This is a genomic window from Sphingobacterium sp. UBA1897, from assembly GCF_002337775.1.
Classification (GTDB): Bacteria; Bacteroidota; Bacteroidia; order Sphingobacteriales; family Sphingobacteriaceae; genus Sphingobacterium; species Sphingobacterium siyangense.
The window spans coordinates 220,507-236,434 of record NZ_DDGR01000018.1; the positions used below are offsets into that span (position 1 = coordinate 220,507).

At 40.8% G+C, this 15,928-nt stretch carries 12 protein-coding genes; 6 read left to right on the forward strand and 6 right to left on the reverse strand.

Going from position 1 to position 15,928, the window contains the following annotated elements; all coding sequences use genetic code 11:
- Positions 1-33: 33 nt before the first annotated feature.
- The gene (locus B4N43_RS09265) at positions 34-453 is read right to left on the reverse strand and encodes a nucleoside-diphosphate kinase (RefSeq protein WP_286734302.1); all 420 of its coding nucleotides are present in this window, start codon (positions 451-453) and stop codon (positions 34-36) included.
- A gap of 279 nt (positions 454-732) precedes the next feature.
- Between B4N43_RS09265 and B4N43_RS09270 the strand changes: the two genes are divergently transcribed.
- The 5 genes from B4N43_RS09270 (at position 733) to galK (ending at position 6,255) form a co-directional block, all read left to right on the forward strand.
- Entirely contained in the window at positions 733-1,581 is an 849-nt protein-coding gene (locus B4N43_RS09270; RefSeq protein WP_088163256.1) for a 4-hydroxy-3-methylbut-2-enyl diphosphate reductase, read from the forward strand.
- Positions 1,582-1,662: 81 nt separating this feature from the next.
- Positions 1,663-2,697, forward strand: a complete 1,035-nt coding sequence (gene hemH / locus B4N43_RS09275) for a ferrochelatase (RefSeq protein ID WP_286734305.1) — start codon at positions 1,663-1,665, stop codon at positions 2,695-2,697.
- A gap of 12 nt (positions 2,698-2,709) precedes the next feature.
- Positions 2,710-3,984, forward strand: a complete 1,275-nt coding sequence (locus B4N43_RS09280; protein WP_088163254.1) for a metallophosphoesterase — start codon at positions 2,710-2,712, stop codon at positions 3,982-3,984.
- A 68-nt stretch (positions 3,985-4,052) separates the two neighbouring features.
- Entirely contained in the window at positions 4,053-5,102 is a 1,050-nt protein-coding gene (locus B4N43_RS09285; RefSeq protein ID WP_075994539.1) for a UDP-glucose--hexose-1-phosphate uridylyltransferase, read from the forward strand.
- Between the two features lies 1 nt (position 5,103).
- Positions 5,104-6,255 (forward strand): galactokinase, encoded by a 1,152-nt coding sequence (galK, locus tag B4N43_RS09290; RefSeq protein ID WP_145330323.1) that lies wholly within the window; start codon positions 5,104-5,106, stop codon positions 6,253-6,255.
- Between the two features lie 89 nt (positions 6,256-6,344).
- Here the strand turns inward: galK and B4N43_RS09295 are convergent, their stop codons facing one another.
- The 5 genes from B4N43_RS09295 to B4N43_RS09315 all read right to left on the reverse strand — a co-directional run bounded on the left by B4N43_RS09295 (position 6,345) and on the right by B4N43_RS09315 (position 14,460).
- Entirely contained in the window at positions 6,345-7,535 is a 1,191-nt protein-coding gene (locus B4N43_RS09295) for a trans-sulfuration enzyme family protein (RefSeq protein ID WP_075994537.1), read from the reverse strand.
- Positions 7,536-7,736: 201 nt separating this feature from the next.
- Positions 7,737-11,072 (reverse strand): transcription-repair coupling factor, encoded by a 3,336-nt coding sequence (gene mfd, locus B4N43_RS09300; protein ID WP_088163252.1) that lies wholly within the window; start codon positions 11,070-11,072, stop codon positions 7,737-7,739.
- A gap of 292 nt (positions 11,073-11,364) precedes the next feature.
- Positions 11,365-11,949, reverse strand: coding sequence for a hypothetical protein (locus tag B4N43_RS09305; protein ID WP_075994535.1), 585 nt, complete (start codon positions 11,947-11,949; stop codon positions 11,365-11,367).
- Positions 11,950-12,086: 137 nt separating this feature from the next.
- The gene (locus B4N43_RS09310; RefSeq protein WP_088163251.1) at positions 12,087-13,379 is read right to left on the reverse strand and encodes an HAD-IB family phosphatase; all 1,293 of its coding nucleotides are present in this window, start codon (positions 13,377-13,379) and stop codon (positions 12,087-12,089) included.
- A 109-nt stretch (positions 13,380-13,488) separates the two neighbouring features.
- Positions 13,489-14,460 carry an NAD-dependent epimerase/dehydratase family protein gene (locus tag B4N43_RS09315; protein WP_088163250.1) on the reverse strand — a complete coding sequence of 324 codons (972 nt, stop codon included), beginning with the start codon at positions 14,458-14,460 and terminating at the stop codon, positions 13,489-13,491.
- Positions 14,461-14,649: 189 nt separating this feature from the next.
- On the opposite strand from B4N43_RS09315, the gene B4N43_RS09320 reads away from it, so the two are divergent.
- On the forward strand, positions 14,650-15,837 hold the full coding sequence (locus B4N43_RS09320; protein ID WP_120335149.1) for a formimidoylglutamase: 1,188 nt from the start codon (positions 14,650-14,652) through the stop codon (positions 15,835-15,837).
- Positions 15,838-15,928: the final 91 nt, after the last annotated feature.

Genomic DNA, 15,928 nt, shown 5'->3' on the forward strand with positions numbered 1-15,928 from the left:
TGTAAAGCGCTTTTTTTATGTTGTTTCTAACGACTAGAATCTTTCAAATTGAGAGAAAAAGAAGTTTCCTTCGATAGCAGCATTCTCATCTGAATCCGATCCATGGATAGCGTTTGCGTCAATAGATTTAGCATATCTGTTACGGATTGTACCTTCAGCTGCATCAGCAGGATTAGTCGCGCCGATCAATGTACGGAAATCTTCAACAGCATTATCTTTTTCCAAGATTGCAGCAACGATAGGACCTGAAGTCATAAATTTTACCAACTCACCATAGAAAGGACGCTCTTTGTGTACTGCATAGAATGCACCAGCTGTCTCTTGAGAAAGTTGGATGTATTTCATTGCAATGATTTTAAAACCACCAGCAATGATATCGTTTAAGATTGCACCGATGTGACCGTTCGCTACTGCGTCAGGTTTGATCATCGTAAAAGTTCTGTTAGTTGCCATTATTTTAATTTTTTTGCAAAATTAGATAAATTGCTTTTCATATGCAATATCATTACGCTTCATATAGACACAATTATTGATAAGCCAACTGGCTGATGTGATCCTTATCGCTAAATCTTATACGCCTTGAAAATATGTTTATATTGAAATAGACGTTTCGCATGCTCCTAATCAGCTGTTTTTTCTCGGTATGTAACAAGGCTTTGTATCCGGCCGTTTATAGAAAAGTAAAAAAACAATTGATCTAAGTTCAATACGAATATGTAACTTTGTGATATTATGGCATTAAATCTAACAGTAGACATCGATAAAGATTCAGGCTTTTGCTTTGGAGTGGTATACGCTATTGATATGGCGGAGGAGATCTTGGAGGAAGAGGGATATCTTTATTGCTTGGGAGATATTGTTCATAATGATGAGGAAGTTGCTCGACTGAAAGCAAAAGGCTTACGTATTATCGATCATGCCGCTCTGCCGACCTTGAGCAATGAAAAGGTATTGATCCGTGCCCACGGTGAAGCCCCAGAGACTTATCGTGTTGCTTTGGAAAACAACATAACCCTGATAGATGCCTCTTGTCCAGTGGTGCTCAAATTGCAGAACCGTATAAAAACATCGTTCGATCAAGAGGAGAAAATTCTAATCTTTGGTAAGCATGGACATGCTGAAGTGATCGGTTTGCAGGGGCAGACAAATAATGAAGCCTTAGTTTTTCAGGATATTACCGAATTGGATCAGGTCGAATTGCCGGCCTCATTTACGCTATATAGCCAAACAACAAAAAGTGTAGATAAATTTTATGCGATCAAAGATGAACTGATCAAGCGCGGGTATGAAGTAAAGGCCAATGATACCATCTGTCGACAAGTTTCCAATCGATACGAAGATCTTGGCGCTTTTGCCAGACAATACGATAAAATCGTCTTTGTATCGGGCAAGAAATCCTCCAATGGAAAGGTGCTGTTTGAAGTTTGTCAAAACGCCAATCCCGCTAGTTATTTTATTTCTGATCCAGCAGAATTAGATGCTTCGGTCTTTGCTGAAAACGATCGTATTGGTATCTGTGGCGCTACTTCTACGCCAATGTGGTTGATGAAAGACGTAAAAGCAAGTTTAGAAGCATTATAAGCACAATTACCCGTCACAGATATTTCATAATTCCGCGGTTTAGATCCCGAGTGCATTCTTTTTTGCGTAGCTTTGTAAGCTATGAGCAATAAAGGCAAAAAAGGTATTCTTTTAGTACAATTGGGTACACCTGATAGTCCCACTACTCCAGATGTAAAAAAGTATTTAACGGAGTTCTTAATGGATCCACGCGTCATTGATATTCCTTATTTTCAACGAACCTTATTGGTAAAGGGAATCATTGCACGTACCCGTGCTCCCAAATCTGCAAAAGTATACGAAACGATCTGGGATAAAGAAACAGGGTCACCTTTGATGCATTACAGTATTTTGCAACGGGATCTGCTTCAAGAAGCATTGGGGGAAGAATACCATGTCGAATTAGCGATGCGTTACCAAAACCCATCGATTGAGGCTGCATTGAAAAATATGGAAGGTCTATTTTTGGAGTCCATTCGTGTAATCCCTTTATTTCCACAGTACGCTTCAGCAACATCGGGCTCGGTTATTGATCGTGTCATGGAGCTAATCCGCAAATGGAATTATCTACCGGAAATCAGTTTCGTAAGCAATTTTTGTACTGACGATTTGATGGCAGAAACTTATGCAGATCATGCCCGCAGGCACGATTTGGAAAGTTTTGACCATTTTGTCTTTAGCTATCATGGCCTTCCTGTGCGGCAGCTAGGCAAAGTGGATCCGACAGGTCAACTTAAATGCCCTGAATCAGGCTGTGATTCCTGTAAAACGACAGCCAATTCATATTGCTATCTCTCGCAATGTTATGCAACTACACGGACGATAGCTGCAAAGCTTGGTTTAAAAAAAGAACAATATTCGCTTTGCTTTCAATCCCGGTTAGGTAAAGAGCCCTGGATACAGCCGTATACCTCGGATTTGTTGCACGACCTTGCCGCGAAAGGTTATAAGAAGTTATTAATTTTCAGTCCTGCTTTTGTAGCGGATTGTATCGAGACCATTGATGAAATTGGCGTGGAATATGCTAATGAATTTAAGCACTTAGGTGGAGAAGAGGTTTGTTTGGTAGAAAGTCTTAATGATGATCCCAAATGGATCGAGTCTTTAAAACAATTGGCACTCAATGCCAAAAACTAAAATAGGTAAATGATGTTGTTCGTAAACGCGTGTGTATTACTCATATTGGATTTTTATATTTTCTTTGCCCTCCGCGCAACGAAGATCAAATTTCCCAAAACAAAAGTATTTTCCATCCTCTGGTGGTCTTATTCTGTTTTACTGCTATTGGGAGTTTTTATCTCAGCACAATATAGTATTCCTTTAATCGTACGGTCGGTTATTTTAGTCGCCTTTTTTCTGACTGCCGCATCAAAGATATTTTTCTTTTTGATTTTGTTGATTGATGATATCCGACGCGGTGGTGTGTGGTTAAAACGGCTGTTTACAAAAAAGAGATCTATTGAGGATTTAGTTGAAGATGCCGGAGACCCTTTACCGGAGAATCCGGTGAAAGGGATTAGCCGATCCGAGTTTTTGACCAAAGCTGGTATTCTAGTTGGTGCCTCACCCTTGATACCATTGAGCTGGGGTATTATTTCAGGAGCCTATGACTATCGTGTAAGGAGAGTGCCCTTGTATTTGCCAAATTTGCCTAAAGCATTCCATGGAATGACCATCGCGCAGATTTCAGATGTGCACTCGGGATCTTTCTACAATAAAAAGGCTGTCAACGGTGGTATTGATATGCTTTTAAAGGAAAAAGCTGATGTGACTTTTTTTACCGGTGATATTGTGAATGCCCAAGCTTCTGAAATGCGCGGCTATCAAGATATTTTTGCTCGTGTGAAATCTGATTTAGGTGTGTTTTCTACATTAGGTAACCACGACTATGGTGACTATTATTATGGTAAAGAAGATTCTCCTGCAAAACGCAAGAACCTCAAGGATGTGATCGATGTTCATAAAATCATGGGCTGGGATCTGTTAATGGATGAAAATCGTAAGATTAAGGTTGACGGTGAAGAGCTTTGTATTGTCGGGGTTCAGAATTGGGGGACAGGCCGTTTTCCGAAACATGGTGATATCAAGAAAGCGTTAATGGGTACCGAAGAGCAACCTGTTAAGTTGCTGTTATCTCACGACCCCTCGCATTGGCGGGCTCAGGTATTGGATACCGACGTGGATGTGATGTTTGCCGGACATACCCACGGTATGCAATTTGGCGTAAGGTCCGAGATGTTGCAATGGAGTCCAGTACAATATATCTATAAGGAATGGGCAGGGCTATATCGTGAACAACAGAACAAACGATTATATGTGAATGTCGGCTATGGTTTTTTGGGTTATCCAGGACGCGTTGGAATTCTGCCTGAAATTACCATATTCGAATTGCTAAAAGCGCATGACCCAAAGTTTAAAGCCTAAAAAATCCCCTTTGACTTTTGAGTTAATATAGCTATAATTGTGTATTCTGTACACCAGTTATACATAACATGCAATCAACTTTAAACTTTGGGGACTCTCCCCACACACGTGTTAATATTCTTACCGGGGAAAAAGTACTTGTGTCTCCGCATCGTAGTAAAAGACCATGGCAAGGGCAAGTGGAGGATCTCCCCGGGGATAATAGACCCGAATATGATCCACAATGCTATTTGTGTCCGACAAATAAACGAGCAGATGGTGATGTCAATCCAGATTATAAAGAAAGTTTTGTCTTCGTGAACGATTTCTCGGCTTTATTAAAAGATACAAGCCAACAGGAATTTAATGAGGATGAATTATTTGTCGCAGAGACCGAAAGAGGGATCTGTAAGGTAATTGCATTCACACCACGCCACGATCTTACACTACCCGAAATGGATCAGGCCGCAATCAAATCGGTGGTTGATCTTTGGCAAAAGGAATTTGTCGAACTCTCCAAGGTTGACTGGATCAAATACATTCAAATTTTCGAAAATAAAGGCGCGATCATGGGCTGTAGTAACCCACATCCCCACGGACAGATCTGGTCACAAAATCATTTGCCAGTAGAAATCCAAAAAGAATGCGTTCAGCAACAGCAATATTTCAACAAATATCAACGTACAATCCTGTCAGACTATGTTAAAGCGGAGTTGAGAAAAGAGGAACGCATTATTGACGAAAATGATTCTTTTGTTTCTCTAGTCCCTTTTTGGGCTGCCTGGCCTTACGAAACGATGATTGTCAGCAAACGATCTATCCAAAACATTGCCGGGTTTGACGAGAAGGAGAAGACGGATTTTGCCGCTATCCTCAAGTTATTGACGACGCGATATGACAATCTCTTCAAAACATCCTTTCCCTATTCTGCAGGAATGCATCAGGCCCCGGTAAATGATGGTGATCACCCAGAGTGGCATTGGCATATGCACTTCTATCCACCATTGTTACGTTCTGCTACCGTTAAAAAGTTTATGGTGGGTTATGAGATGCTAGCAAATCCACAACGTGATATCACACCGGAAGTTGCCGCAGAACAGTTGCGAAATTGTTCGACAGTACATTATAAAGCTAAATAAGATGATAACAAAAGATACAATTGTAAACAAATTTAAAGAACTCTACCAGGAGGAACCTCTTGTCGTTACTTCCCCCGGACGGATTAATATTATTGGAGAACATACGGATTATAACGATGGATTTGTATTGCCTGCTGCAATTGATAAAGCAATATACGTTGCTGTAAGTAAGCGATCGGATGATAACATTGTGCTTTATGCGGAAGATTATAAAGAACGTCATGAGGTAAAACTAGCAGATATTGCAATCTCAGAAAAACATTGGCCAAACTATATTCTCGGTGTAGTTGATCAGTATCAGAAACGTGGGGCAACGCTAGGTGGATTCAACCTGTATATCGATGGCGATGTACCATTGGGGGCCGGATTATCGTCTTCAGCGGCCGTTGAGTGTGCCGTTACCTTGGCGCTCAGCGAACTGTTCGATTTACAGGTCGAACGACTTGATATTCCACAGATTGCACAAAAAGCTGAACATACCTACGCTGGTGTGATGTGTGGTATTATGGATCAGTTTGCTTCAGCTTTTGGTAAAGAGAAAAATGTCATCAAACTGGATTGCCGTAGTTTGGGTTTCGAGTATGTGCCACTTGATCTTAAGGGTTATGAAGTTGTGTTATTGAATACAAACGTAAAACATTCATTAGCTTCTACAGCTTACAATACACGTCGTGAACAATGCGAACAGGCGTCTGCATGGGTACAGGAAAAATACCCGGAAGTCAAGAACCTACGTGATGTAACCATAGCGATGCTTGATGAATTGGTGAAAGATAAAGATGCCGATATTTATGCGAAAGCTAGTTTTGTGGTCCGTGAAAATGAACGCGTAGAGAAATCTTGTGATGCACTACGTTCAGGAGATGTTGTTCAGCTTGGACAGTATATTTTTCAGAGCCATGAGGGGTTAAGTAAAGTGTATGAAGTCAGTTGCCCGGAACTGGATTATTTAGTGGATTACGTCAAGCAATTTCCTGAGGTGATCGGTGCCCGAATGATGGGCGGCGGTTTCGGTGGCTGTACGATCAATATCGTCAAAGAAGGTGTATTACCTTCAATTTTACCAACACTCGAAAAAGAATACAAACAGAAATTTGATAAAGAACTTTCGGTTATTCAGGTCAGGATTGCCGATGGTACCCGCGTACTTTGATAAAAAAGTAGGTACAGTAAGGGGAATAGCATGTTCATGCTATTCCCCTTATTTTTTGTCTTTTTTGATAACGACTTACTACACAAGTCCTAGTTAAGCTGGTCTAATGCCTGTTTTAAGTCGGCGATTAGATCATCGGCATGTTCGATTCCAACAGAGATGCGCAACATGCCTAGCGTGATTCCGGAAGCTTCTTTCTGTTCCTTCGTATGATGACCGCCCCACATACTCGCGGGGTGTACAATAAGCGATTCGACCCCTCCCAAACTGGCCGCGTTGATAAATATATGCAGCCCATTGATGAGTTTCTGTGCATTTAAAAATGCCTCTTCTTCATCTTTACCGTTGACATCGATGCAAAGCATACCGGAGAAACCGTTCATTTGTTGGGCCGCGAGCTCATGTTGTGGGTGATTGGGTAATCCAGGATAACTGACTTTTTTTATTTTTGGATGTTGATCCAGAAATTCGGCTAGCTTCAGCGCATTTGTATTGATCTGTTTGACGCGTAGACTTAATGTTTTCAATCCCCGTAATAGTAACCAGGAATCAAGCGGTGCAAGTGATGCTCCCAAAGCGACGGATCGTTTCCATACGCTGGCGATATAGTGCTGCGTACCGCAGACGATACCCGCGGTGAGGTCGCTGTGTCCGCCCAAATATTTCGTGGCGCTGTGGACAACGACGTCTATTCCAAAATCTGTCGGTGTTTGGTTGATAGGGGAGGCAAATGTATTATCGACCATACTCTGGATTCCATGTTTTCTGGCAAGCTCTCCGAGTGCTTTTAAATCGCTAATGTTGAGGTTTGGATTCGATGGAGTCTCTATATAAATCAGTTTGGTATTTGTTTGAATAGCCTTCTCAAAAGCTGAAACATCTGTTTGATCCACAGCCGTAACCGTGATGCCATAATCTGTTAGGAACTCTTTAAAGAAAATAGCTGTTCCGGAATAATGTGCATGTTGGGCGACAATATGATCGCCCGATTTAACGATGGCCAATATGGCTGTACTGATCGCTGCCATACCTGTTGCAAATACAAGTGCATCCTCCGTTTTTTCCAATTTTGCTAGGATGGACGCTACTTGGCTATTCGTTGGGTTGCCATGGCGATGATAAAAATAAGGGTGTTTCGGTTCGGTAGCAGCCTTGATGTATTCCGTTGGGTCAGGATCTGCAATGTATGTGGATGTCTGATAGATTGGAGTAGTTACTGCAGATGTCTGGTTGAATTGCTGTCCTTCATGGACGAGTATCGTTTCGGTATTGGTAGCCATACTAATAATATTGATTGATGCTTGTATCGCCTTAAGAATCCATAACTCGATCTTGTCGAATCTTTGATCGTAAGGAACCCTTAGCTCGTTTGAAAGCACTGTTGGTGCTAACAGCTCGAAGAAGGTTTGTCTTGTATATCAAATATAAATAAAATCTACTCAATATGTAGATTTTATTTATATCGGATGCATCAATATATCTTACAACATTTCTCTCAGCAGGCTCAATGCATATCCAATGGTATTCACATTGTTTAATGCTAAACGAAGCTGGCCTTTGACTTCTTTGAGGTTGCTGATCTCCGGATGGCTTTGTACAAAGGACAGTACTCGGCCGAATTGATCAGATTCAAAGTAGCTCGACTTGGGGTTATTGACAAAATAACCTTTCAGTGTATGCTTTTTATAGGCTATTTTTTCGAATCCGATCGTTTTGCCAAACCACTGTAAACGGAGTGTATTGAATAATTCAAAGACTTCTCGTGGGATAGGGCCAAAGCGATCTTCAAGTTCTTTTTCAAACGCTGCCAATTGCTGCTCGTTTTCCAATTTAGAGAGTTCCGTATACAGATTATATCGTTCAGTGATATTGGTTACATATTCATCCGGGATCAATACCTCGAGGTCGGTGTCAATCTGTGTAAAGGACACATATTTTCGTTCTTTCTCATCAGCGAATACTGCTGAAAACTCATCCTCTTTCAGTTCCTGAATAGCTTCGTCCAAGATTTTATGATACATCTCGAAACCGATCTCGGCAATAAATCCCGACTGTTCGCCACCTAATAGGTTTCCCGAGCCACGTATATCCAAATCGCGCATGGCAACATTAAATCCAGAGCCGAGTTCAGAGAATTCTTCTATCGCAGAAAGTCGTTTATAGGCTTCCGACGTTAAAGTCGACAATGGTGGACTCAGTAGATAACAGAAGGCCTTTTTATTAGAGCGACCGACCCGACCCCGCATTTGGTGCAGGTCACTCAGTCCGAACATATGTGCATGATTAATAATAATCGTATTCGCGTTTGGAATATCAAGACCCGCTTCAATAATTGTTGTTGCGATTAAGACATCGAAATCGTGATTGATAAACTTAAGCATCACATCCTCGAGCTCATCACCCTCCAATTGGCCATGTGCAACACCGACCCGTGCTCCTGGAACCAGCTTGCGAATCAAATTGCCCAGCTGCGGAAGATCTGCGACCCGATTATGGATAAAGAATACCTGTCCACCACGATCAAGTTCGTAACTGACGGCCTCTCCGATCAGTGTTTCATTGAAAACGTGGAGTTCGGTCTGTACAGGCTGCCGGTTGGGTGGTGGGGTCGAGATGATACTCAGATCGCGGGCGCCCATCAATGAAAAGTGCAATGTTCTTGGAATTGGCGTTGCTGTCAATGTCAGTGAGTCTACATTCGCGCGCATGACCTTCAATTTTTCCTTTACTGCAACCCCAAACTTTTGTTCCTCATCAATAATCATTAGACCAAGATCTTTGAACTTGACATCTTTGCTAACAAGGCGATGGGTGCCAATGATAATGTCTATTTTTCCTTCAGCGAGCCTGGCTAAGGTATCTTTGATCTGTTTGCTCGTTTTGAAACGATTAATATAGTCGATCGTGCATGGAAGGCCCTTTAGGCGCTCCGAAAATGTCCGGTAGTGCTGTAATGCAAGAATTGTCGTCGGTACCAGGACAGCAACTTGTTTACTGTCTGCTACAGCTTTGAAGGCTGCACGGATGGCAACCTCCGTTTTTCCGAAGCCAACATCCCCACAAATCAATCGGTCCATCGGATGCGGCGATTCCATATCCTTTTTTACATCGGCAGTAGCCTTTTCCTGATCGGGTGTATCCTCATAGATAAAGGAGGCCTCCAGTTCATTCTGTAAGTAGCTATCCGGTGAGAACGCATTTCCATGCTGGGCCTTTCGTTTGGCATAAAGCATGATCAGGTCGCGCGCAATATCCTTAACTTTTTTCTTGGTCGTCTTTTTGAGTTTGTCCCAAGCATCGGTACCCAGTTTATTCATTTTGGGAACAGTACCCTCTTTTCCGGAATATTTGGAGATACGGTTTAAGGAGTTGATGTTTACATACAAAAGGTCGTTGTCTGCATAGATCAGGCGGATCATTTCCTGAGATTTACCGTTGACGTCCACTTTTTCCAACCCTCCATAGCGACCAACACCGTGGTCAATATGGGTAATGAAGTCACCAGGTTTAAGATCCCGTAGATCTTTGAGCGTAATTGCCTGCGAGCGCTCGTAAGCCTTCTTACGTTTATATTTATAATAGCGGTCAAATATCTGGTGATCCGTGTAACAGGCCAACTTTAAACTGTCGTCTCTAAAACCTTCGCGTAAAGCTTTATGAATTGGAATAAAGGTCGCTGATTTATCGAGATCTTCTAGAATCGTATAGATACGTTCGACCTGTTTGGTTGAATCTGAAAAGATCAGATTCTGGATCCGCTGGCCCTCATTCTCCTTGAAATTATGGATTAAGAGATTAAAATCCTTATTGAACGAAGGTTGCGGGTGGATATCGAACTTGAGTGTTACCTCAGCTTTATAAAAGAACTGTTTGCCGAATTCGATGATAGGGAACTCAAAGAATAAGGCATTGAGATTCTTCTCATCTGTAAACTCATAGGCTGGATTATGCCATTCGGGATTATCCTTTTTCTGCTTATCTGTTAGCCCCGCCCATAATTTTTCCGCTTTTTTTAACCCATCTTTTACAATATCTAACGTAAATTGAGCGTCTTTGATCCAGATCGTAGCGTCCTGATCTACATATTCCAATAAGGAAATGTGTTGGGATGTCAGGAATTTCGCTTGGACATTCGGTACAATGGTTACTTTATGGATTTTTTTGACAGACAGCTGGGACTCAATGTCAAATGTACGTATGCTTTCGATGTCATCGCCAAAGAATTCAATGCGGTATGGGAGGTCATTCGAAAAAGAGAAGATATCTACAATGCCACCGCGTATCGCAAATTGCCCCGGTTCATACACAAAGTCTACACGTTCGAAATCATATTCGATCAAAAATTCGTTGATGAAATCAATACTTAGAGCGGTGTTTTCTGTTATTTCCAATGTATTTTTATCCAGATCGTTGCGGTTGATCACTTTCTCAGCAATAGCCTCCGGATAAGTCACAACCATTTTCGGTAATTCCGAAGTATGGTTGAGTGAACTTAAAGTCTCCGCACGTTGCAATACATTGGCAGAGTCAGTTTGTGTAAAATCAAAAGCTTTGCGATAAGACGAAGGAAAAAAAAGAACCTGCTTATCCAACAGGCTTTCCAGATCACTTAAAAAATAAGAAGCGTCTTCATGAGTCGGTAAAATAAAGACCATTGGACGTTCCTGTAAGTTGTAAGAAGATACGGCTATGAACGCATCCGAAGATCCAATAAGCCCTTTCAGCTGAATCTTTGGGTTTTTGGATTGTATAGCCTTGGTAAGCGACTGGACAGATTCGCTTTGGCTGTATTTTTCTAATATTTCTTGAATTCCCACGAGCAAAAATTTCGAATAATTGCGAATTTAACGAAATAGTATCAAGTATTGGGTATGAAGTACTAAATTTTTTGGTAAAAAAATGGCTGAATCCCTCATTAAGAAGGGCATGACTTTGGAGAACTCAAAAGCTATCACAGATTGATCTGTGCGGGAGTTTATTTCGCGAGGTAAAAGGTGTAGGCAAAAGCGAGCAACACCAACAATGTGGCCAAGTAAATTAATTTATATTGCTCGTAAGCTGTAACATGAAAGGATCCAATTTTAACACGGTTTTTACTATTTCTCATGACTAATTTAGGTCGAGGTCAATCTTCTGTTCACTAATATAGCTTTTAAGTGTTGTATTACCAAAAGCATCCAGTGTATTTTGAAAATCTTCCCGGTAGTCAAACTGAAAGTCCTCATGAAGTTTACTGTATTTACCCACCGCATGCTTTATACGCCCTGTTATATATTTATGCAATTTGTGGGCGGCAGACTGATAGGAGGAGTCGAAAAGTCTGTCGTAATCAGCAATGGTTCTCTTCAGGATATAGCATCTAAATTCTACTTCACTGATTTTGTCCTTGGTGACTTTTTCGTGTTCATTCACTAAACCGCTTGCTTGTTTCACCAGCTTGCTAAGTGCAATAAAATGACTGTGTTGTGGCGTATTGCCAATTTGACTTAAACCAATATCGAACAATTGCGCCAGTTGCTTTCGTAGTTTTTCAATACGTTCCTCTAAATCGTCCGCATTTTCCAGTAATTGGAAATGCAATTGTTTGATCAGCATTTTGTCCTTGCTTATCAGGCGTACAAGGAGTTTGTCTTTTTCCTTCTGAGGTAGGTCAAGTACAGCTTTCTTTAATTCGGCATCTTGATGTAAGGACATAATCTATGTTTTAGTATAAAAAGAGTTGTTGAGCGAAAAGTCAGGCACACTGCAAGTGTGCCTGAATAAATTTCTCGTTTTATAAGCCGGAATTTAAGCAGGCAATAGCTGCCGCCCATATTTACCGCCGCTTGCTATTAATACAATATTCTGAACTTAATTGTATTGTCGATCTGTTTGAGTTGTTTCAATAGATCTTTATCATATTCACCTTGTATATCGGTTACCGCATAGCCAATATCACTTTTGGTCATTAGAAATTGGGCAACGATATTGATGTTATTTTGGGCATAGACCTTATTGATCTGCGCCATAATTCCGGGAACGTTTTGGTGGATATGCAATAATCTCGTTACCTGTTTTACTTTTGGTAAAATCAGATTTGGGAAGTTGCGACTTAAATAAGTATCACCATTGTTGATAAAATCGGCCATCCGGCGAGGTATAAACTCGGAATTTTTCTTTTTATTTTTCTTATCATCAAAAACGACAATACCTTTAGCATTGCAGATATCCTTATTGATATGCCCTCTGATATCACCCAAATATCCGATCGTTTTTAATTTGTCAGCATGTTGGAGTTGCTCATCACTGATATCGATATTGTCCCCCAATAGAAGCATCCCTACATCTTTCACATACTTTTCTTCGAAGGTATCTTTTGTGCGGATAGAAAAACCGTCTCTTTTTAAGATATGAGCCGCTATTTCTGGTACATCACCCACGATCAAACAAAGGATACGGTTTTTAGGATAGGATATTGCACGGGGCAGATCATTTACATATAAGAACTCATCAAAACTAGGTGTGATGAAGTCTGCTTTCTCAGTGACACTTTTACGTTGGATATTCTCTGTAAATGCAAAGAATTTTTCAATTAATCCCGATTCTTTCAGTTGAAAATCTGAATAACCGTCACCAATGCCAAATAGTCTTCCTTCAATATTTAACTGTTTTAATAATTGCACTTTTCCACCTTCATTTGATAATGGATTCTCTTCATCAAAACCGATGATATTACCTTCTTCATCAAATCTGAATGTATTGGCATAGATATTTTCAGTCTTGATATGATATGGTGTAACAACAGGAGTAATAAACTCCTTAAAACCTCCTGAAACAATCCATGCGGTGTCGGCGTGTTTCTTGAAAAATTCACGATTTCGGGAAAAAGAGGTTGAAACCTTTTTCTTAAGATGTGAAACAAGTTTATCCAGATGAGATTTGTTGGCATTTAAAAGTTTGACGCGACCAGCCAAAGCCTCACGGAAAGATAGTTTACCCTCCATGGCAAGATTGGTGTACCGCTCAATTTCGTGATAGATAGATTCGCGATCCGGATGGTTCTCAAGGGAGATCCGTGCAAGTTCATCAAGTGCCTCTACTTGCGTAAATGTACTATCGAAATCAATGATGTAATAGTTTTTCATCTTGTTATTTTTTTATGAAACGATCGTGAGCAATAGCGCTGAATGCAGATCTCCGATATCGGTAGGTTTCCGACGGTTTCAAGGTTTGGTTGTTTGTTATGTTATAGTTTTACTGTTTGTTATATAAATCTGCAATTTCCTTTAGCGTTTGTTCCAAAGGTCGATAACTGTGGTTTAGAAGTTCCTGGATTTTAGCGTTGGAATACTGCAATTTGGCACTTGACGCTGCCGCTGTTTCCTTTGTCAATGTCGTATCCGATTTTTTAAATACGGAAAGCATGCTGGAAACAGTAGAGGCAATTTGGAGTAAGGTTTCAGAAACTTCGATTGTCGGTTCAGGCCTATTCATTAATACACTTGCCACGCTCAGCAGATCCTTGTTGCTTATATTGAGATGATTGATGATATAGCGCTCAGCCGTGATATCATCTCTTCCCATTAATTGAATCATGATTGCAGCAACATCTTCAACGTCAACAACGCCGACACTTCCTTTCGGATAAAATCGTAGACCTTTATTGATCATCGAAAAAATAGCTCCAGAGCCTTTCTCGTTTGCCGAAGCACCTAAAATTACTGAGGGGTTGACAATAACTGCACTTAAACCTTCGGTAATGCCACGCCAGACCTCCATCTCCGCCTGATATTTTGATAACGAATAGTTCGATGTCAATGAATTGTGTTCCCAATGGTCTTTCTCGGATACCGGAAGGTTGTCTCGATTTGTCCCTAAAGCTGCGATCGAGCTGACATGAAGTAGGCGAATACCCTTTTCAAGGCAAAGATTGACCAGATTTGTCGTTCCTTCCACGTTCACTTTAAAGAGTGCCTTAGCGTCTTTCTTTTGGTAGGAAACCAATGCTGCACAATGGAATACTTTAGTAACCCCATCAAGAGCATCTTCTAATTCAAAATAATTGTTGATATCAGCGTCGATCCATTGCACCAACGAAGACGATAACAACGAGGCCGGAATAGTCGATTGAGCTCTTTTGATGGCAATGACGTCAATTCCTTGGTCTATCAACTGTCTGATTAGTGTAGACCCTAAAAAACCTGTTCCTCCAGTTATTAATATCACTTGATAAAGATACTGTTAAAAATAATGTTTTCAAAAGTTAGTTAATAAATGGATATTTGTGTGAATTGCATCCTGAAAACCTTCATGCTTTCGCGGGTATCAAACGCCATGAAAGCCAAGGTAGATTCTTTCAGTCCAATTAAAACAGTCGTTTTCAGAACAAATAGGAAATTTTACAAATTATAGCTTATGTCATCACTGTCCGTATTCTTTAGCCCGATTTCAATTACAGGTTTTGCTCCTGAGCATGGGTTCTTGAGTTCTCAACTAGGAAACATTATTCAAGCCTATGAAATAGATTTTCCGAGCTGGGAAGTGGATAAACAGCCTCAATTGGCTATTGTCGGTGTGGAGGAAGACCGTGCATCCATGAATAATAACGGAACGGATAAGGCGCCGGATGCAGTACGAAAACATCTCTATGCGCTATATCAGGGCGATTATAAGATGAATATCGTTGATTTGGGAAATATCAAAGCCGGTAATACAATTCAAGATACCTATATCGCTTTAAAATCTGTCGTCGAGGAACTGGTCAAAGAAAATATTCTTCCGATTATCATTGGTGGTGGACAGGACCTTACCTATGCACAATATTTGGGGTATCAAAACTTAGAGCGAAAGATAGAGCTGGCAATTATAGATGCTCGTTTTGACCTTGATGAGGAAAATGCTGAAAATGTAAGCCTGAATTCCCGATCTTATGTGAACCATATTATCTTGCACCAGCCGGACTATTTATTCAATTTAAATGCCATAGCCTATCAAACCTATCTCGTAAGTAAAGAGTCTATCAATATGTATGATAAACTATTTTTTAATGCAACACGAGTCGGTATGATTGCCGGTAAAATGGACCAATCAGAGCCTTTGATCCGAGCAGCGGATTTAATTAGTTTTGACATAGGAGCCATTCGGGCCTCTGAAGCACCTGGAAATGCCAATGCAATGCCCAATGGTTTATTTGGCGATGAAGCTTGTCAACTCGCCCGCTATGCCGGGATGTCGGATAAATGTTCTTCCATCGGTTTTTATGAATTCAATCCAACATTTGATCCAATGGAGCAGACGGCTATGTTGGTCTCCCAAATGATCTGGTGCTTTATTGATGGTTACTATAACCGCAAACAAGATACGCCACTGTACCCTAAATCATCTTATATCATTTATCGCACGACACTGGAAAATGAAGAGCATGAATTGGTCTTTGTGAAAAGTAAAAAATCGGACCGCTGGTGGATTCAAGTGCCTTATTTTGGATCTAAATCAGTCAATGAACGCTATTACCTCGTGCCTTGCCGTTATGAAGACTACCAATTGGCTGTTTCAGGTGAAATGCCTGATCTATGGTGGAAAACACACCAAAAGTTACAATAATGTACCACTAAGTGGGGCATTGGTATTACGCCTTATCATAGAGAAGTGTGTAATACATCGTGCAAACTGATAACAGATTGGAGTTATCTGT